This window comes from Streptomyces sp. 1222.5 (genome assembly GCF_900105245.1).
Classification (GTDB): Bacteria; Actinomycetota; Actinomycetes; order Streptomycetales; family Streptomycetaceae; genus Streptomyces; species Streptomyces albidocamelliae.
Genome location: NZ_FNSZ01000001.1, coordinates 7,541,345 through 7,560,065, shown reverse-complemented (window position 1 = coordinate 7,560,065; position 18,721 = coordinate 7,541,345). Strand labels below are relative to the sequence as shown.

Annotated in this window: 16 protein-coding genes; 6 read left to right on the top strand and 10 right to left on the bottom strand. The window is 74.5% G+C overall.

Features of this window, described 5'->3' with window-relative positions; all coding sequences use genetic code 11:
* Window positions 1-42 precede the first annotated feature (42 nt).
* The 3 genes from BLW57_RS34265 to BLW57_RS34255 form a co-directional block, all read right to left on the bottom strand.
* Window positions 43-249 (bottom strand): hypothetical protein, encoded by a 207-nt coding sequence (locus BLW57_RS34265; protein WP_093479588.1) that lies wholly within the window; start codon window positions 247-249, stop codon window positions 43-45.
* 545 nt (window positions 250-794) lie between these two features.
* Window positions 795-1,226 carry a hypothetical protein gene (locus BLW57_RS34260; protein ID WP_093479587.1) on the bottom strand — a complete coding sequence of 144 codons (432 nt, stop codon included), beginning with the start codon at window positions 1,224-1,226 and terminating at the stop codon, window positions 795-797.
* Window positions 1,227-1,343: 117 nt separating this feature from the next.
* Window positions 1,344-2,165: a TetR/AcrR family transcriptional regulator gene (locus BLW57_RS34255; protein ID WP_093479586.1), complete on the bottom strand. Its 822-nt coding sequence runs from the start codon at window positions 2,163-2,165 to the stop codon at window positions 1,344-1,346.
* A gap of 243 nt (window positions 2,166-2,408) precedes the next feature.
* On the opposite strand from BLW57_RS34255, the gene BLW57_RS34250 reads away from it, so the two are divergent.
* From BLW57_RS34250 to BLW57_RS34230, 5 genes are all read left to right on the top strand, one after another.
* Entirely contained in the window at window positions 2,409-4,121 is a 1,713-nt protein-coding gene (locus BLW57_RS34250) for an MFS transporter (RefSeq protein WP_093479585.1), read from the top strand.
* A 187-nt stretch (window positions 4,122-4,308) separates the two neighbouring features.
* A complete protein-coding gene (locus BLW57_RS34245; protein ID WP_256339651.1) occupies window positions 4,309-7,224 on the top strand; it encodes a helix-turn-helix transcriptional regulator in 2,916 nt (971 codons plus the stop codon).
* A 164-nt stretch (window positions 7,225-7,388) separates the two neighbouring features.
* On the top strand, window positions 7,389-8,183 hold the full coding sequence (locus BLW57_RS34240) for a hypothetical protein (RefSeq protein ID WP_093479584.1): 795 nt from the start codon (window positions 7,389-7,391) through the stop codon (window positions 8,181-8,183).
* A complete protein-coding gene (locus BLW57_RS34235) occupies window positions 8,183-10,480 on the top strand; it encodes a bifunctional serine/threonine-protein kinase/ABC transporter substrate-binding protein (RefSeq protein ID WP_093479583.1) in 2,298 nt (765 codons plus the stop codon). The genes BLW57_RS34240 and BLW57_RS34235 overlap by 1 nt, the downstream gene beginning before the upstream one ends.
* A gap of 10 nt (window positions 10,481-10,490) precedes the next feature.
* Window positions 10,491-12,686 (top strand): bifunctional serine/threonine-protein kinase/ABC transporter substrate-binding protein, encoded by a 2,196-nt coding sequence (locus BLW57_RS34230; protein ID WP_093479582.1) that lies wholly within the window; start codon window positions 10,491-10,493, stop codon window positions 12,684-12,686.
* 23 nt (window positions 12,687-12,709) lie between these two features.
* Here BLW57_RS34230 and BLW57_RS34225 read toward each other — a convergent pair whose 3' ends face one another.
* Both BLW57_RS34225 and BLW57_RS34220 read right to left on the bottom strand, forming a co-directional pair.
* A complete protein-coding gene (locus BLW57_RS34225; RefSeq protein ID WP_093479581.1) occupies window positions 12,710-13,213 on the bottom strand; it encodes a hypothetical protein in 504 nt (167 codons plus the stop codon).
* 36 nt (window positions 13,214-13,249) lie between these two features.
* On the bottom strand, window positions 13,250-13,693 hold the full coding sequence (locus BLW57_RS34220) for a hypothetical protein (protein ID WP_218138122.1): 444 nt from the start codon (window positions 13,691-13,693) through the stop codon (window positions 13,250-13,252).
* 40 nt (window positions 13,694-13,733) lie between these two features.
* Here BLW57_RS34220 and BLW57_RS34215 point away from each other — a divergent pair, with 40 nt between their 5' ends.
* Entirely contained in the window at window positions 13,734-14,867 is a 1,134-nt protein-coding gene (locus BLW57_RS34215) for a saccharopine dehydrogenase NADP-binding domain-containing protein (RefSeq protein ID WP_093479580.1), read from the top strand.
* Window positions 14,868-14,898: 31 nt separating this feature from the next.
* Here BLW57_RS34215 and paaE read toward each other — a convergent pair whose 3' ends face one another.
* Genes paaE through paaA form a run of 5 tightly spaced genes read right to left on the bottom strand, consistent with a single transcriptional unit; the run spans window position 14,899 to window position 18,654 of the window.
* Window positions 14,899-16,017: a 1,2-phenylacetyl-CoA epoxidase subunit PaaE gene (gene paaE / locus BLW57_RS34210; RefSeq protein WP_093479579.1), complete on the bottom strand. Its 1,119-nt coding sequence runs from the start codon at window positions 16,015-16,017 to the stop codon at window positions 14,899-14,901.
* Window positions 16,017-16,532 carry a 1,2-phenylacetyl-CoA epoxidase subunit PaaD gene (gene paaD, locus BLW57_RS34205; protein ID WP_093479578.1) on the bottom strand — a complete coding sequence of 172 codons (516 nt, stop codon included), beginning with the start codon at window positions 16,530-16,532 and terminating at the stop codon, window positions 16,017-16,019. Before paaD ends, paaE begins: the two co-directional genes overlap by 1 nt.
* Window positions 16,526-17,359, bottom strand: coding sequence for a 1,2-phenylacetyl-CoA epoxidase subunit PaaC (gene paaC / locus BLW57_RS34200; protein ID WP_093479577.1), 834 nt, complete (start codon window positions 17,357-17,359; stop codon window positions 16,526-16,528). The genes paaD and paaC overlap by 7 nt, the downstream gene beginning before the upstream one ends.
* 9 nt (window positions 17,360-17,368) lie before the next feature.
* The gene (gene paaB, locus BLW57_RS34195) at window positions 17,369-17,671 is read right to left on the bottom strand and encodes a 1,2-phenylacetyl-CoA epoxidase subunit PaaB (protein WP_073894717.1); all 303 of its coding nucleotides are present in this window, start codon (window positions 17,669-17,671) and stop codon (window positions 17,369-17,371) included.
* A complete protein-coding gene (gene paaA, locus BLW57_RS34190; RefSeq protein ID WP_093479576.1) occupies window positions 17,668-18,654 on the bottom strand; it encodes a 1,2-phenylacetyl-CoA epoxidase subunit PaaA in 987 nt (328 codons plus the stop codon). The genes paaB and paaA overlap by 4 nt, the downstream gene beginning before the upstream one ends.
* Between the last annotated feature and the right edge of the window lie 67 nt (window positions 18,655-18,721).

The following is an 18,721-nucleotide window of genomic DNA, read 5'->3' as shown; positions in this document are numbered from 1 at the left end:
ACTCGGGGTCCTGGTGCGGGGCGCGGTGGTGTGTGCCGGGGATCAGGCGCCGGTGCCGGTCGGTTCGCGGTCGTCGGCGGGGGTGGCGGTGGGGGAACCCTGCGTGATCACGGTGGGGCCGCGGTCGTCGGCGACGACCCGCGCACCGGCGGGGCGGTCCTGCGAGTGACCCGCCTCGATCGAGGCTCCCAGGCCGAGGGTGAGGACAGCGGCGACGATTCCGACGAGACCGGCCGACTTGCGTCCCATGATGTATCCCCTTTACGTGGTGTCCCCGGGTTTCTCCCGGTTCCTCTTCCCGACACCACGAACTCTCCCGGGGCCCGTTCCCGGACCGTTCCCACGTCGATACCGCCCGCCGGACCGGTCCGGGAAGGCGGACGGTAACGGCAGGTCAGGCCCGGTATCGACAGCGGGCACCACGCACTTGGGCGGCCCTTGCGCGCGGGGCGGCGCACGCTGACGCCGGTGCCGGTACCGAGCGGCCGGTACCGGGGCCATGACGGGCCGGCGGTGCCGCACGCGCGTTCCCGCTCGCCGGACGGCACCCGTCGCCGGGCACTCGCCCGCGCTCCGGCAGCCCGCCTTGCTTGCGGCCCTCGGCCGACGGGCTCACCGCGCCGATGCCCGCCGACCCAGCACCGGTGCGGGGGGGGGACGCGCACGTGATCCCGGTGAGGTGTCCGGCGGAGTCCACGGCCGGGGCAGGACAGCCGCTCGGCCCGCGTGGGTCGGCGGGCACCCGCCCCGGCTCCCGCGGCCCACCTTCCTCCCGACCTGACCTGTCCCTCCCTTCAGTCCCGTCCGGGTACGGGCTCGCGGGCGAACACGGTCTCGCCGGCGTCGAGGCGGCAACTGACGACCCGTGGACCTCGGTCGGTCAGCACGACGGTGGTCCAGGCACGGCCGGAGCCGACGCCCGCGAGATCCAGCAGCGCCCGCACGGTGGAGCGCAGCGCCGCGACCTCGTCCTCGCCCGGCCGGTCCGGGCCGGGCAGCGACCGGTCGTGGCCGCACCGGAGAGTGATGTCCACGACGGTGTGCATGCTGCTGTCACTGACGGTCTCGACACTGAACTCCGGCCCGTCCCACGGTTCTTCGTCCGCGTACGGCTCGGGTGGCGCGGCCCCGGCGTCACCCTCGGCCCACCGTTCCACGGCGGACAGGTCCTGAAGGACGCGGCGTAGCCCCACGGCGACGTCGATCCGGTCCGGGGGATGCTTCATTGGAGACTCCTCCTGGAGAGAACTACTCCAGCACCCTGGGGCCTCCCGTTCCCGTCCCCGTCCCGCCCGGCTCCCGCCCGCGATCCCGCGCCCGTGCCCGCGCTCGCGGGCGGCGCCTCACGCGTCCGGGCCCTCCTCGCCCCCCGTCTCCGACGGGTGGCCGCCCTCGGCCCCCGTCTCCGGCAGGTAGCTCGCCAGGCCGCGCAGGATGATCTCCAGGCCGATGTCGAACCTCTCGTCGGAGGAGTCCGTCACCATCAGCCCGGACAGGGCGCGCAGGTGGGGGAAGTCGTCGGGGGGCAGGGACGCGAAGTAGTTCTGCATCTCGTCGGCCATCTCGCGCCAGTCGGGGCGGGCCAGGGAGGAGGCGCCGGTGTGCTGCTGGGCGGCGCGGTCCTGCCACATCCCCTCCTCCAGGACGAACCCGTCGATGTAGGTGGAGATGAGGTCGCCGGCCTCGGCGGCGATGCGGTCGGGCAGTCCGGCGGTGCGGAAGACGGCGAGCAACGACTCGACGTGCGGCAGCAGTTCGGCGGTGAAGGGGACGTGGGCCATGGAGATCCTGGCCATGTCCCGGTGGGACAGCAGGCGCCGCCGGACGGAGCGGGCGAAGTCCCGCAGCTGCTCGCGCCACCGCTCGGGGTCGGGTTCGGGCAGCTTGAAGCCGTCGAAGAGCCGGGTGTACATCAGCTCCAGGAGGTCGTCCTTCGAGCTGACGTGGGCGTAGAGCGCGGAGACCGTGACGCCCAGTTCGGCGGCCACCTGGCGCATCGACAGACCGTCGAGTCCCTGCCGGTCCAGCACGGTGAAGGCCGCCTCCACGACCCGTTCGCGCGACAGCGGTGCGCGCGCCGGGGCGGTGCGCTCGCGAGTGGGCCGCTCGCGCTCCCAGGGGGACGGCGGAAGGGGTGCGGGGGTGGCGGCGTCCGCGTCGGTCATGCGTTCAGTCTAGGCGCCGGGAGAACAGTGTTCTCCGCCGGTGAGCGGCGTACGACCCGGACCCCGACCCGCCCCTCGACACGCGATATATCTTGTTCGCTTCCACGGTGCGCGCTATATCTTGATGAACAGCGTTCTCTGGGTGAGCACTGTTCTGTTAAGGTGAACAGTGTTCTGAGCCACGTTCCGTCCATTCCCGCGCCCGCACCCTCGCGGCGCGCGGCCCTTCCGCGAGGAGTTCCGATGTCCACCACCGGTGTCGCGTCCGCCGAGGCGCCCACCGACTCCCCGGCGCCCTACCGGTGGCGCTGGGCCGCGCTCTTCGTGATCCTCGCGGCCGAGGTCATGGATCTCCTCGACGCCGTGGTCACGAACATCGCCGGTCCCTCGATGCGGGCCGACCTGGGCGGCGGCGCCTCCACCCTCCAGTGGCTGGCGGCCGCGTACACCCTCTCGATGGCCGTCGGCCTCGTCACCGGCGGCCGGCTCGGGGACATCCACGGTCGCCGCAGGATGTTCCTGGTGGGTGCCGCCGGCTTCACCGTGGGCTCGCTGCTGTGCGCGATATCCGCGTCGCCCGAGATGCTGATCGGCGCACGCGTCGTCCAGGGGCTGTTCGGCGCGGTGATGCTGCCTCAGGGCCTCGGCATGATCAAGGAGATGTTCCCGCCGCAGGAGTCGCAGAAGGCCTTCGGGCTGTTCGGCCCCGTCATGGGACTGTCGGCGGTGTGCGGGCCCATCCTGGCCGGCTGGCTGGTCGACGCCGACTACTTCGGCACGGGCTGGCGGATGATCTTCCTGATCAACCTGCCGCTGGGTGCCGCGGCCTTCCTCGGTGCCCTGCGTTATCTGCCGAGGGGCCGCTCCGAGCACCGTCCGCGCCTCGACATCCCCGGCATGCTGCTGGTCTCGCTGGCCGCCCTGCTCATCATCTTCCCGCTGGTCCAGGGCCGTGAGTACGACTGGCCCGGGTGGACGTTCGCGATGATGGCCGCGTCGGTGGCCGTCTTCGCCGTCTTCGCCTGGTACGAGGCGCGCCGCAGCAGGGCCGGCCGGGATCCGCTGGTCGTCCCCAGCCTGTTCCGCAAGCGCGGCTTCAGCGGCGGTATGACGCTCGGACTCGTCTTCTTCTCGACCATGCAGGGCTTCATGCTGGTCTTCAACCTGTACACCCAGCTCGGCCTCGGCTACTCGCCGCTGAAGGCGGGACTGGTGATGGTGCCCTGGTCGGGCGGCATGATCGTCGGCTTCGGGATCGCCCAGGGCGTGGCCCGCTTCGGCCGGGCCGTGCTCCAGGCGGGCGCGCTGGTCATGGCGGTCGGCGTGTTCGGCCTGTGGCTGACCCTCGACATGGTGGGTTCGGGCGTCGGGCCCTGGCAGCTCCTGCCGTCCCTGCTCCTCACCGGCATCGGGATGGGCCTGCTCATGGCGCCGTTCTTCGACATCGTGCTCGCCAGTGTCGAGCAGCACGAGACGGGCTCGGCCTCGGGCACGATGACCGCGATGCAGCAGCTCGGCGGCGCCTTCGGCGTGGCCGTCCTCGGCACCGCCTTCTTCGGCCTGCTCGGCGGCGGCATCGCGACCGCCGTGGACCACCACTCGGCCGGTCTGCGGGGGCAGTTGGCCGCCGCGCACGTGGCGCCCGCCACCCAGGACCGCCTCGTCGCGGACCTGCGCACCTGCGCCTCGGACCGCGCCGTCGCCAAGGACCCCGCCGCGACCCCGGCGTCCTGTGTGCGCCTGGAGAAGGACACCCGGTCGGCCGTGACCTCGCCGCAGGCCGCCGCCCGGATACCCGGCGCGCTGAAGTCCACCGCCTCGTCGGCCTTCCAGAGCGGCTTCGGATCGGTCATGAAGACGGTGCTGTGGATCGTCGACGGCATGCTCGCCCTCACCTTCCTGCTCGCCTTCCTCCTGCCCCGCCACGCCCGTCCCGAGGGGGCCGGGGCTCACTGAGCCCCGCCCGCACCGGAATCGGCACCGGCACCGCTTCGGCGACCGCGACGGCCCGGCGGCTCCTCCCCAGGTGCTGCCGGGCCGTCCGGTTCCCGACGGTGCCGACCGCCGTGCCCCATAAGGTGAGCTGGGGGAACGAAGACCGAAGCGGGCAAGCGGGTCGGTCACCGGCTGGGGGGACGAGGGCGTGGCGGAACTGGTGGGCAGATCGGCGGAACTCGCGCGGCTGGACGCCCTCCTCGCGGAGCCCGGGCGGCCCGAACTGCCCCGGGTCGTCGACGTCGTCGGTGAACCCGGCATCGGGAAGAGCAGGTTGCTGGACGAGGTGTGCGCGCGGGCCCGCCGGACCGGGCTCACCGTACTGCGCGGCCGGGCCACGCAGTACGAACAGCACGTCCCCTTCCAGCTGTTCAGCGATGCCTTCGCCGACACCGGGCCCGGCACCCCGGCCGCCGGACCGGCCCTCGCCGGGGCGCGCTCGCTGCTGCACGGCGGAGGCCGGCACGCGCCGGGCGATCCGTCCGCCGCCGGGGCCGCCGCGCGGTTCGGGCTGCACCGGAGGATCGCCGAACTCCTGACGGACCTGGGCGGACCCGGCCTGGTGCTGGCCCTGGACGATCTGCACTGGGCGGATCCCGCGTCCCGCGAGCTCGTGGACCACCTCGTCCGGCACCCCGCCCGCGGAAAGGTCCTGCTGGTGGTGGCCCGGCGGGAGCGGCAGACACCGACGGCGCTGACCGCGGCCCTGACGCGCGCCGCCGACAGCGGAACCGTGCTCCACCTGGCCCTGGAGCCGTTCTCCGAGCGGGAGTCCGCCGAGGCGCTCGGGCCGGACGTCCCGGAGGACCGGGCCAGGCAGTTGCACGCCGCGAGCGAGGGGAACCCGCTCTATCTCTTCGCCCTGGTGCACGCGCACCGCACCGGGACGTCACCGCGCGGCCTCACCCCCGGCACCCACCCCGCCGACCCGTACCCGGCAGGGCCGGACCGCGCCGCCCTGGACCCGGCCGGCCTGCCCGGCGGCCTCGCGGCGCTGCTGCTGGAGGAACTGGCCACGCTCAGCGAGCCGCAGCTCCGGGTCGTCGAGGCGGCGGCGGCACTCGGCGACCACGCCACACCCGACCTGCTGAGCTCGGTGACCGGGCTCTCCCCGGGGGACCTGGAGGGCGAGACCGCTGCCCTGGCGGTGCTGGACGTGCTCCGTGCCGGACCGGGCGGCGGATGGGCCCTGCGCCATCCCCTGGTCCGCGCCCTGGTCCACGAGCGGACCGCACCCGCGCTGCGTGCCGAACTCCACCGCCGCGCCGCCCGGGAACTGGCCCGGCGCGGCGCTCCCGCCACCGAACGGGCGCGCCACGTCGAGGCGTCGCTGACCGGCTGGGACCCCCGGGCCGCCGAGGTGCTCGTCGAGGCCGCCGCACGGTTCGCGCCGACCGCCCCCGCCACCGCCGCCCATCTGCTGGGCGTCGTCCTGACCCACATGCCGGACACCCCCGACCGCTTCGCCCGGCGCGGCGAGCTGGTCCTGGCGCGCGCCCGTGCGCTCGGCGTCGGCGGGAACCTCCGGGAGAGCCGGGACCTGCTGCACACGCTGATCGAGACGTCCGGCAAGGACCATCCCGAACTGCGCACCCGGGCCGTCGCCCAGTGCGCCGTGATGGAGCGGTACCTCGGCCACTCCCCCGAGGCCGGCGCACTGCTGCGGCGGGAGCTGTCCCGCGATCCGGGGCCGTCCCCCGCCCAGGCGGTGTCGCTGCGGCTGGCCCTCGGCATGTCCGCCCTGCTGACCGCGTCCTATCCGCAGGCACGCGCGGACGTCGCGCACGCCCTCGCGCTCGCCCGCGCCGACGACGATCCCGCCGGCGAGGCGGCGGCACTGGCCCTTGCCGCGCTGGGCGAGGCGTACGAGGGCGAGACGGGGACGGCGGCCCGGTTCGCCGACGATGCCGCATCGCTCACGGACGCGCTGACCGATCCCGGTCTCACCGATCCGTGCGACGCGCTGGTGTGGCTCGCCTGGGCGGAGACCCTGCTGGAGCGGTACGGCGACGCCGAGCGCCATCTCGCACGGGGGCTCGGGATAGCCCGCCGAACCGGGCAACTGCACGTGCTGCCGCACCTGTTGACGTGCCGGGCGTTCATCCACGTCACCACCTGCCGGTTGCCGTCCGCGCTGGAGGCCGCCGAGGAGGCGGAGTCCATCGCCCGGGCGGCCGGCAGCGACGGCCTGCTCGGATTCACCCTGGCCGTCAAGACACTGGTGCTGCTGCTGGCCCGTCCCCTGGGCGACGGCAGCGCCCTGGCCACCGGCGAGGAGGCCGTCACCGCGGCGGGCGGCGGCAAGGGCTGGTGGTCGTCGCTGGCCTCGTGCATGCTCGGGCACGCGACGTACGCGATCGGCGATCCCTACGGCGCCCAGCAGGCCATCGTCCGGGCCGGGGGCGGTCCGGAACTGCCCTCGCTGCAACCGTCGATCCGTCCCGGCCAGCTCGACACCCTCGCGGCCGCGGCCCTCGCCGCCGGCGATGTGGCGGAGGCCGCCCGCCGGGTCGCCCAGGCGGCGGACGAGGCCGAACGGCTGGGCCTCGACGGGCAGCGCGCGGCCGCCCTGCGCGCCGAGGCCGGTCTGGCGGAGCACCACGGGGAGACCGACCGTGCCGTACGGCTCCTCGACGCGGCGGCAGGCGAGTACGTCACCTGCGGTCAGGCCCTGTGGGAGGCGTACACCCTGCTGCGGGCGGCGCCCCTGGTGCGGCGGGCGGGGCAGGGAGCGCGCGCCGCCGCGATGTGGCACCGGGCCCACCGGATCGCCGTCGGCGGCGGCGCCCGCCTGCTGGTGGACCTCGCCGAACTCGTCCGTCCCCAGGTGCTGGCGGAGACACCCCAGGTACCCCCGCAGCTCGCGGAGCTGACGGCCCGTGAGCTGGAGGTGGCCCGGCTGGTGGCGGAAGGGCTCGCCAACCAGGACATCGCCGCGCGGCTCCACCTCAGCCGCCGCACCGTCGAGACCCATCTGTCCTCGATCTACCGCAAGGCGTCGGTGCCGTCGCGTGCGGCCCTGGCCGGGCTCATGACCCGCGTCGGGCTGGGAACCGGATCCTGAGCGCCGCCCCCGCCCGGTGCGCCACGCGGAACACGTAGGCGGATACGTGTTTCCCCGGAGGCCGGCTCCCCCGCCGGCGTCTACGTTCGGTCGGTCGGACGGATTCGGAGCGGTTCAGAGGGGACTGTGTGAGCGGCAACGCCCGGAGTGCGCGGGGAAGTTGGATGCCACTGCTGGTGGCGGGGGGTCTGCTGGCCGGGTGTACGGCAGCGGGGGCCGACGGCGGGCCGGCCGGACGGGCCGGGGCATCCGCGCACGCCGTCCCCCGGGAGGCCGCGGTCACCGGGGACGCGACCCCGTCGGGCGGCCCGAGCGCCACGGCCGCCTTCACGCCCGACACCGCCCTCGTCCCCAGGACGGCCGGGGAGGGGCGGAGGCTGCTGGACTCGGTCGTGTTCGCAGCGGACGACTGGGGCCGGGGGTTCGTCGCACAGGACCCGGCCGAGAGCACCCCGGGCACCTGGGCCGTGCTGGACGGCGACTGCCGCTGGACCCGGCGGAAGACGCCCGAGGGGGTGCTGACCAGTCTGTCCCGGTACAGCGTGCTGCCCGCCCGCAAGGGCCGCGGTGCCGTCAAGGTGACGGCGGCGGCCACCGCGCACTCCTCCGCTCTCGGCGCCGACGAACAGCTCAGCACCACCCTGGAGGAGGTGCTGCGCTGCCCGGAGCAGCAGCCGCGGGACGGCGAGCGGATCACGGGCCTGAACTCCCTCGGCACCCCCTTCGGCGCCCGCGAGCAGGACTACGCCGACGACTCCGTGCTGGAGGCCGGCACGTACGTCGAGAAGGGCGGCAAGGCGCAGTCGTACCGGTGGATGGTCGCCCGGCTGGGCACGATCGTCGCGGCCGTCTCGGTGACGGGCGGGAAGGGGCACAGCGAGCAGGAGCTCCAGGCCCTGGGCGCCGACACCCTGGGCCGGATGCTGGCACGCGCCAAGCAGCAGCTGGGAGGCAAGTGATGGAGCCGCTGCGTACGTCCGACCCGTCCCGGCTGGCGGGCCACCGGCTGCTCGGCCGGCTCGGCGCGGGCGGCATGGGTGTGGTGTACCTGGCCCGCTCGTCCGGTGGTTCGCTGGTCGCGCTGAAGGTGATCCAGGCCGAGTTCGCCGAGGACGCGGGATTCCGGGAGCGGTTCCGGCGGGAGGCGGAGACGGCGCGCCGGATGACGAGTCCCTGGGTGGCGGCCCTCGTGGACGCGGACCCCGAGGCTCCGCAGCCGTGGCTGGCCACCGAGTACGTGCCGGGGCCCTCGCTGGGCGAGGCCGTCGCGGCGCACGGTCCCCTGCCCGTACGGACCCTGCGCGTGCTGGGGGCGCGGCTCGCCCGGGCGCTGCGGGATTTGCACGCGGCGGGTCTGGTGCACCGGGACGTCAAGCCGGGCAACGTGCTGCTCGCCCTCGACGGGCCGCGGCTGATCGACTTCGGTGTGGCCCGAGATCCGCGGGACACCGCGCTGACGTCGACCGGCGTGGTGGTGGGCACCCCGGGCTTCATGGCACCGGAACAGGCCGGGGGCGGCGAGGAGCCGGGGCCGGCCGCGGACGTCTTCGCGCTGGGCTGTGTGCTCGCCCACGCGGCGACCGGGCGTCCGCCGTTCGGCACCGGCTCGCTGGACGCGCTGCTGTACCGCACGGTGCACGACGCGGCGGATCTGGAAGGGGTGCCCCGGGAACTCGCCGGGGTGGTGAGCGGCTGCCTGGAGAAGGAGCCGCGGCTGCGGCCCACGGCTGCGGCGCTGTGGGACACGCTCACGGCTCCCGCGCCGGACGCGCCTGCCGACCCGCGGGAGGCCCTGCGCGCGGGGCCTCCCGCGAGTCAGGAGGGGACAGGCGCGTCCGGCGCCGTGACCGCGGGCGACGTACCGGCCGACGGCGCCTGGTTGCCCGAGTCGCTGGTGCGGCTGATCGCCGAACGGGCCGCCCTCGGCATCGCGCTGCCCGGAGTCGACGACACGGAGGTCGACCCGGCGGCCGCGGACGTCGTGGCCGGGGACACCGCCGCGGCGGACACGGAGGCGGTGGCACCGCCCGACCGCGCCGTCGGCAGACGGCGGTTGCTGCTCCTGGCAGGCGGCGCGGCCGTGGTGGCGGCCGGCGGCGGTGCGGCCGCCTGGGCTGCGTTCTCCGGTGACCGGGACGGCAAGGGCGCCGGTGCCGCCGGGACGGGCACCGGGCACGTGCACACCATCGGCCTGCACGCGGACCTCAGCGGGGACCAGGAGGCGGTCGGCCGGGCTCAGGAGCGCGGGCTCCGGCTGGCGGTCGAGGAGTTCAACTCCCGTAGGGACAAGCCCTTCACGCTCGCCGTGAAGACCGTGGACGACGGCGGCGACCGGACTCGGTCAGCGGCCGCGGCCAAGCGGCTGGTCGCCGACCCGGCCGTCCTCGCGGTGGTCGGACCCACCACGGACGCCACCGCACTGGCGTCGCTCGCCACGTACGACGCCGCGTCGCTGCCCCTCATCGCGGTCTCTCCGGGCGCCACCGTGCTGACGGTGACGGGCAGCCGCTCCTTCCTGCACGCCCGGGTGACCGACACCGTCCTGCCGTTCTACCTCGACGCGTATCTGCGGGGCACCGCCAAGTCGCGCACCGTCGGGATCGTCGACGACCGGGCGGCGGACACCTACGGCTGGGAGATCGCCAGCACCCTGGGCAAGATCCTGCGGAACAACCGGCGGCCCGTCGTGCCGAAGGTGGTCAGCGTGCTGCGGACCGACTTCGCACCGACCCTGGACGCCCTGCTGGAAGGGGGCGCCGACTCCGTCGTCTTCGCCGGGTACCACGAGCGGGCCGCGCTGCTGGCCCGGGAACTGAGCCGCCGTGACTTCCCGGGCGCGCGGGCCGCCGCTCAGGGGCTGCTCGACGACCGGTTCCTCGCCGCCGCCGGGGACGCGGCCGAGGGCTGGACGATCGTCGCGCCCGTCATGGACGCCGCCGTGGCGCCGGGCGCGAAGGCGTTCGCGGCCGCGTACCGCGGGCGGTTCGACGCGGAGCCGGAACGGTACGCGGTCGAGGCGTACGACGTGGCGCAGCTCGTCCTCGGGAGCCTGCGCTCGCTGTCCGCGCGGCACCGCACCCGGGGGAACCTGACGACGGCCCTGCGCTCGGCCAAGTACCGGGGGATCAGCCGGAACCTGGCGTTCGACGCGAAGACGGGAGCGCTCGTCGTCGACGGCACCGGCGTCCACCTGTGGCAGGTCGTCGACGGCCGGTTCGGGTACCGGGGCGTGGCGCCCTTCCAGGTGTCCACCTGAGAGCCCGCTGATGGAACCGTTGCGCGGAGCCGACCCGGCGGGGATCGGGGGGTACCGGCTGCTGCGCCGGCTCGGCGCGGGCGGCATGGGAGTGGTGTACCTGGCCCGGTCGGGTGCGGGTTCGCTCGCCGCGGTGAAGGTCATCCGCGCCGCGTACGCGGACGATCCGGGTTTCCGGGCGCGGTTCCGGCGGGAGGTGGAGACCGCGGGCCGGGTCGTCAGCCCCTGGGTCGTAGCCCTGCTCGACGCGGAGCCGGACGCCTCGCCGCCGTGGCTCGCCACCGCGTTCGTGCCGGGCCCCTCGCTGGCGGCGGCGGTCGAGGAGTGCGGACCGCTCCCCGAGGCGTCGGTGCGGTTCCTGGGCGACCGGCTCGCCGAGGCGCTGGGCACCGTGCACGGGGCGGGCCTGGTGCACCGGGACGTCAAGCCGGACAACGTGCTGCTCGCCGTCGACGGCCCACGGATGATCGACTTCGGTATCGCCCGGATGCCCGAGGACAACGCGCTCACCGCCACCGGGATGGTGGTCGGCTCCCCCGGCTTCCTCTCCCCCGAGCAGGCCCGGGGGCGGGGCCGGGAGATCGGACCGGCGAGCGACGTCTTCTCGTTCGGCTGTCTGCTGGCGTACGCGGCGACGGGCGAACGCCCTTTCGGCCGGGGCTCGGCCGCCGAGGTGCTGGTACGGACCGTCCACGACGAACCGGACCTGGACGGCGTGCCGGCGTCGCTGGTGCCGCTGCTGCGGGGCTGTCTGGCGAAGGAGCCCGCCGCGCGCCCCGCCGTGTCCGAGGTGCGTGCGGCGCTGGAGGCCGGGAGCGGGGCCGGGAACTGGCTCCCGGACTCGGTCACCCGGCTGATCGCGCGGCGTTCCGCCGCCGTCCTCGCGCTGCCCGCCGTCGAGGCGACCCAGGTGACGGCCGGGGCGACAGAAGGGTCCGGCGCTCCGGCGGGCGCCGACACGCTGCCGGTGGCCGCGGGACGGCCGACGGGCACCACACGACGCCGTTTCCTGGTGCTGGGCCCGGCCGCCGGGGTGGTGGCCGCGGGAGCCACGGCGGCCTGGTGGACGGCTGATCGCCCCGGCCGCGCCTCGCCGCGCGGCGGCAGGCCGCTTCCGCGTCTGACGGTCGCCCTGCAGGGGGATCTGACGGGTGACCGGAAGGCGGCCGGGCTGGCGCAGGAGAACGGGGTCCGGCTGGCCGTCGAGCACCTCAACTCCCGTCCCGGGCGCGGCTTCGGCCTCACCCTCCAGGTGCACGACGACGCGGGCAGCCCGTCCCGGGCGCGGCAGGTGGCGCGGCGGCTCGCGGCCGACGGCCGGGTGCGCGCGGTGATCGGGCCGACCACCGATGCCTGCGCCGAGGCCGTGTGCGCGCAGTACCAGCGGGCGCTGCTGCCCCTGGTGTCCGTGTCGGTCGGGCTCGACGAGCTCGGCGCGAAGGCGGCCGGCAGCTATCGCGCGTACGCGGCCACCCGGCCCCCCGATCGCAACCTGGCCGCACCCCTGGCGACCCACCTCGTCCGCACCGTCCGGGCCCGGCGGACCGTGCTGATCGACGACGCGGCCGAGGGCGATTTCAGCTGGGGGATCTGCGCGGCCGTCGCCGAGGCGGTCGGCTCGGCACGGCGCACCACGATCCGGCGCACCCTCGCCGCCCGGGCGGACGGGGCCGGGGCCTTCCGTGCCCTCGCCGAGTCGGTGACGGACGCGCACGCGGACGCCGTGCTGTTCGCCGGCGGACCCGCCCGCGCGGCGCGACTGGCGCATGCGCTGCGCGCGGCCGGCTGGTCCGGTGCGCGGCTGGCCACCCAACGCGCCCTGGATCCGGCCTTCCTGCAGGCGGCCGGTGACGCCGCCGAAGGGTGGGTCTTCGCCGCCGCCTTCCTCGATCCGTCCGGTGTGCCGGCCGCCAGGTCCTTCGTCGCCGCGTACCGCGAGCGCTTCGGGACCGACCCGCCCTGGTACTCCGCCGAGGCGTACGACGCGATGCTCTTCGTGGGCCGGGCGATGGCGACGCTCGGGGCCGCCCGGGCGGAGCGGGGGGCACTCGTGGCACGGCTGCGCGAGACGGACTACCGGGGCATCACCAAACGGTTGCGCTACACGTCGTCGAGCACCGGGTACACCACGAAGGCGCTCTACCTCTTCCGGGCGTCCGGCGGCCGCTTCCGCTTCCTCGGCCAGTACGAGGCCGCCACGGCCTGATCCGTGCGGCGGGCCCCCGCGTGTCACGACTCCTCGGCGGCCTCCACCACGACGGTCCAGCCGTGCCGCACGCCCGTGCGGTCCCGGCCGTCGACGCGAGCGATGCCCGGCCCCCCGTCGCTGCGCGAGAGCAGTGCGCTGACCAGTGTGCGGTAGGCGAAGAAGAGGGTCGCGGCCACGGTCACGGCGAAGGCGATCCCGGGGCCGTACCCGGTGCCGGCGGCGGTGCGGAGCACGTGCACGAAGGCGTAGAGGCCGGCGAGGGTCAGCAGGGCCCACACCTTCCACAGCACGGCGTGCAGCCGCCGCCGGCGCCGTACCTCCGCGAACGACGGGAGGACGACCCGGAGTCGCGCGCCACAGTGGTCGCACGTCTCGGCGCGTTCGCTGCCGCGCTCGTCCGACCGCCGGATCCGGCTGACGTCGGCATTGGTGACGGCGACCGTCCGGGTCCCCCGGTTCGGCGCCTCCTTGCCGACGATGTGCGTGATCCGGTACTCGAAGGTCCCCGACACCTGTGCGGCCATGGCTCCGCCCCCCTTCGCTCCCCCGACTCCCGGGTACTACCCCCGCCTCGAGGTCAGGTACCTGGCCCGCCACCCCGGCAGGCAGTCGTGAAGGTACAGCGTGAAGGGGAGCCACCAGATCAGGTCGTTGGTGACGAGGAGGAGTCCGGAGGCGAGGGGCCACTGGCCGGTGAGGTACAGCCACAGCCAGCCGAGCGGCCCCAGGACCTTGCCGGCCAGGCCGACCGCGGCGACGGTGAGGCCTTCGGCTGGCCGCAGGGCCACGTCCAGGTAGAGCAGCCCGTACAGGCCGAGCACCATGCCGAGGGTCACGAAGATCTGCGGGTGGTTCTGCGGGGTCATCCCGGCGACGCGGAACACCCATTGCGGGTCGACGACCGCGTAGCAGCCCCACAGGACGTTGTAGACGCCGGCCACGGCGAAGACCCGCCGGTGCAGCCGTTCGCGGGGAACGGGAGAAGTCTCACATGAGGTGAACACGGCCTTATTGTCGTGTCCACGCGCCGATAGCATCCGCCGCATGGGGGAATCGAACATCGTGGTGGTCGGGGGCAGCGGCTTCTACGGCCGTTACGTCGTCGCCGACTTGCTGCGCAGGCCCGACGTCCGCGTCACCGTCGTCTCCCGCACACCGCCGCGGCCTCCCTTCCCCTCCCAGCGGGTCCACTGGGTCGCCGGGGACCGCGACGCGCCCGAGCGGCTGGCCGGCCTCCTGGGGGACGCGGCCGCGGTGGTGCACTGCGCGGGGCCGTTCCAGGCCCTCGACGGCCCCGGCACCCATCCGCTCGGGCCGCTGCGCGCGGCGGTGGCCGCGGGCGTCCCCTACGTCGACATCAGTGAGGACCGCGGCTTCCTGCGCGCGGCCGCCACGGCTGCCGGTCCGGCGACGGCTCCCGTCCTGACCGGGGCGTCCGTCGTACCGGGCCTGCAGGCACTGATCGTCGACGACCTCGCCCGGGGCATGGACCGCGTCGACGGTGTCCTGTGCTGTGCCGCCCCCGACACCCGCCGGCACCGGGGGCCGGCGATGTTCGAGGCGATGATGCACGGCGCGGGACTCCCCTTCACCGCTCCCCGCGGGGGCGTGCCCACGGTGGTGCACGGCTGGTCGGAACCCGAGTGGACGCTGTTCCCGCCGCCGGTCGGCCGCCGCCTGGTCCACCAGGTGTACGAGATGGCGGACCTGGACGTCCTGGCCGGGCTGTACGGTGCCCGTACGATCGCCTTCAAGGCCGGCACCGAATTCACCGCCGTCAACCGGGCGTTGGGGCTCTTCGCCGCGGTGCGGGCGCGCACCGGGCGGCCCCGCGCCGCCCGGCGCTGGACCCCGCTGGTGCGCGCGCTGTCGTGGCTCGTCGGCCGGGTCGGCGACGAGGCGGGCGGCTTCACGGTCTCCGTGAGCGGGTGGCGGGACGGGCGTGCGGTCACCCGGCGGATGGGGATGACGGCCCGGCAGGACGGCGGCCGCATCCCCTCGCTGCTCGCCGGTATCGCCGTCGAGCACCTGCTGACGGGCCGGCTGCACACCGCCGGCCTCGTCCCGCTCCGATCCTGGCTGACACCGCCCGAACTACGCACGGCGCTGCGCGACCGCGACATCAGCCTGTGGCGGAGGGACGACGAGGCCGACGACTGGCGGCCGTGGGAGGACTGACGGGCGCCGTCGCTCCCGGACTCCCCGCCCTTCAGCTGTCGTAGTCGACGGTCAGGGTCTCGGAGACCGGGTAGGTCTGGCAGGTCAGGACGTATCCGGCGTCCACCTCGGCCGGTTCCAGCGCGTAGTTGCGGCGCATGTCCGCCTTGCCGTCGGCGATGTGGGCGCGGCAGGTGCCGCAGACGCCGCCCTTGCAGGCGAAGGGCAGGTCGGGGCGGACCCGGGCCGCGGCGTCGAGGATGGTGGACTCGCGGGAGAGCGCGGAGGTGGTGGAGCGGCCGTCCAGGACGACGGTGACCTGGCTGACCGGGCCGTCCGCGCGGGGCTCCTCGTGGCGGGCCGTCACCACCGGCTCGTCCCCGGCGAAGAAGAGCTCCTGGTGGATCCGGTCGTCCGGCACGCCCAGCTCGGCCAGGACCCGCTGGGCGTCGAGGACCATGCCGTGGGGGCCGCACAGCCACCAGTGGTCCGCCTCGGAGACGTCGACCAGGCCGTCGATGAGGGCGGCCAGCCGCTCGGCGTCCAGCCGGCCGGTGAGCAGTTCGGCCTCGCGCGGCTCGCGGGACAGCACGTGGGCGAGCTGGAACCGGGCCGGGTGGAGGTCCTTCAGGTCGGCGAGCTCGTCGGCGAACATCACCGAGCCGGTGCGGCGGTTGCCGTAGAACAGGGTGACCCGGGAGGACTCGTCGGCGGCGAGGACCGACTCGGCGATGGAGACCATGGGCGTGATGCCCGAGCCGGCCGCGACGAGCACGTGGTGTCCGGGGGTGGTGAGGTCGGGGGTGAAGGCACCGACCGGGCCCATCACCTCGACGGTGTCACCGGGCTCGACCTCGTTCACCAGCCAGGAGGAGAACAGGCCGCCGGGGACCACCCGGACGCCGATCCGGGGCCGGGAACCGGCCGCGGAGCAGATCGAGTACGAGCGCCGCTCGTCGCGCCCCTCGACCTCGCGGCGCAGGGTGAGCGACTGGCCGGGCTCGAAGGCGAACTCCTGCGCCAGCTCGTCGGGGATGTCGAAGCTCACCGCGACCGCGTCCTCGCACAGCCGCTCGATCGCCGCGACCCGCAAGGTGTGGAACGCCGGGCGGCGACGGGTGCGCCGCACCGGGGCGGGGGCCGCGTCGGCGGGGGCCAACAGGTCCTCCATCAGATCTCCTTGACGTACTCGAACGGTTCGCGGCAGGCGCGGCAGCGCCACAGCGCCTTGCAGGAGGTGGCGCCGAACCGGGAGGTCTCCTCCGTGTCCGTGGCGCCGCAGCGCGGGCAGGTCACCGCCTTGCGGGTGGCCGACAGCACCAGCGGCACGGGGCCCGCCGCCGGGCGGGGCGCCGGCCCGGGCGGGGCGATGCCGTGCTCGGCGAGCTTGCGGCGGCCCTCGGAGGTGATCCAGTCGGTGGTCCACGGCGGGTCCAGGACCGTGCGCACCTCCACGCGCTCGTATCCGGCGCCCTTCAGCCGCGCGGACACCTCGGCCCGCATCTCGGACATGGCGGGGCAGCCGGAGTAGGTGGGGGTGAGGTCGGCGACGACCGTGCCCTCGGGCGTCACCCGCACCTCACGCAGCACGCCGAGGTCGGCGAGGGTGAGCATGGGCAGCTCGGGGTCGGGCACCTGCTCGGCGATGTGCCGGGCGCGCCGGACGTCGGTGAGGACGGTCACCATGTCGCCTCCGGGTGCGCGCGGGCCACGCTCTGCAGTTCCGTCAGCAGCGGGGCGAGGTGCGCGGTGTGCTCGCCGTCGCGCCCGGAACCGGCCGCCGCCTCCGGCACCTCCGGCAGGGACAGCGTGGCGGCCTCGATGACCTGGTGCAGCACGCCGAGGACGCTCTCCTCGGCGTCGTGGGCCGCGAACACCTCGCGCAGGTACGGCGCCACCGCGTCGAGTCCGGCCTGCATGCGCCGGTGCGACTCCGCGGTGCCGTCGCCGAGCCGGACGACCCACTCGGCCGCGTACTGCCGGTGGTACGTCAGCTCCTTCACACCCTTGGCGGCGATGGCGGCGAGCACCGGGTCGGCGGAGCCGGCGAGGCGCTCGAAGCGGGCCAGCCGCGAGGTGGCGAGGACCAGCAGCCGGGCCATGGAGAACGCGAAGTCGCCGTTGGGCAGTTCGGCCAGGGCCACGTTGCGGAAGTCGTCCGCGTCGCGGAAGTAGGCGTAGGCGTCCTCGCTCCGGCCGGTGCCGTCGACCTGGCCGCAGCGGGCGTACAGCAGCCGGGCCTGGCCGAGGAGGTCGAGCCCGATGTTGGCGAGGGCGACCTCCTCCTCCAGCTCCGGGGCCCGGGTGGTCCACTCGGCGAGCCGCTGGGCGGTGACGAGCGCGTCGTCGCCGAGAGCGAGGCAGCACGCGGCCAGTTCGGCCCGGTCGACGCCCTCGGGGACGTCCGTGCTCACGCCGTACAGCGGGTCCTCGAACCCCGTGCCGAAGGCCCAGCGGGCGTCGCTGTCCTCGTGTCCCTCGGCCAGGGACAGGTAGACGTGATCGTCGCTCATGACCTGCTCCTAGATGTGCGGGACGTCGTCGGGGATGTCGTAGAAGGTGGGGTGCCGGTAGACCTTGTCGGCGCTCGGGTCGAAGAAGGGGTCCTTCTCGTCGCGGGTGGAGGCCGTGATGTGCTCGGAGCGCACCACCCAGATGCTCACGCCTTCGTTGCGCCGGGTGTACAGGTCGCGGGCGTGGGTGAGAGCCATGCGGTCGTCGGCCGCGTGCAGGGAGCCGACGTGGACGTGGTTGAGTCCCCGCTTGCCCCGTACGAAGACCTCGTACAGCGGCCACCCGTCCTTCTTCGCCTGCGTGTCGCTCATGCCACTGCTCCGTTCTGCGTCCTGGCGGCCTGCTTGGCGGCGTGCGCGGCTGCCGCCTCGCGCACCCAGGCACCCTCCTCGTGCGCGGCCCGGCGCCGCGCCATCCGCTCCTCGTTGCACGGCCCGTCGCCCGTGATCACCCGCTTGAGTTCGGACCAGTCGGGGGTGCCGAAGTCGTACCGGCCGCGGTCCTCGTTCCAGCGCAGTTCCGGGTCGGGCAGGGTCACGCCGAGCTTCTCGGCCTGCGGCACGGTCATGTCCACGAACCGCTGGCGCAGCTCGTCGTTGCTGTGCCGCTTGATCTTCCAGGCCATGGACCGCGCCGAGTTGGGCGAGTCGTCGTCGGGCGGGCCGAACATCATCAGGGACGGCCACCACCAGCGGTCCACGGCGTCCTGGACCATCTCGCGCTGGGCGTCGGTGCCGCGCATCATCGTCATCAGCAGTTCGAAGCCCTGCCGCTGGTGGAAGGACTCCTCCTTGCAGATGCGGACCATCGCGCGGGCGTAGGGCCCGTAGGAGCTGCGGCACAGCGGCACCTGGTTGCAGATGGCGGCGCCGTCGACGAACCAGCCGATGACGCCGACGTCGGCGAAGGTGCGGGTCGGGTAGTTGAAGATCGAGGAGTACTTCTGACGGCCTTCGAGCAGCCGCTCGGTCAGGTCGGCGCGGTCGACACCGAGGGTCTCGGCCGCCGAGTACAGGTACAGCCCGTGGCCGGCCTCGTCCTGGACCTTGGCGAACAGGATCGCCTTGCGGCGCAGGGACGGCGCACGGGTGATCCACTCGCCCTCGGGCTGCATGCCGATGATCTCCGAGTGGGCGTGCTGCGCCACCTGCCGGACCAGCGTCTTGCGGTAGCCGTCCGGCATCCAGTCCCGGGGCTCGATCCGCTGGTCGCGGGCGATCGTGTCCTCGAACCGCTCCTGGAGTTCGGGCGGCGCTCCGTCCGCCGTCGGGGACCCGGCCTGCCGTGCAGTCATCCCTACCACCAATCCCAACCGACCGTTCGTTCGGTTCATGATATGACGAGTTCCCGCGATTTTGGAA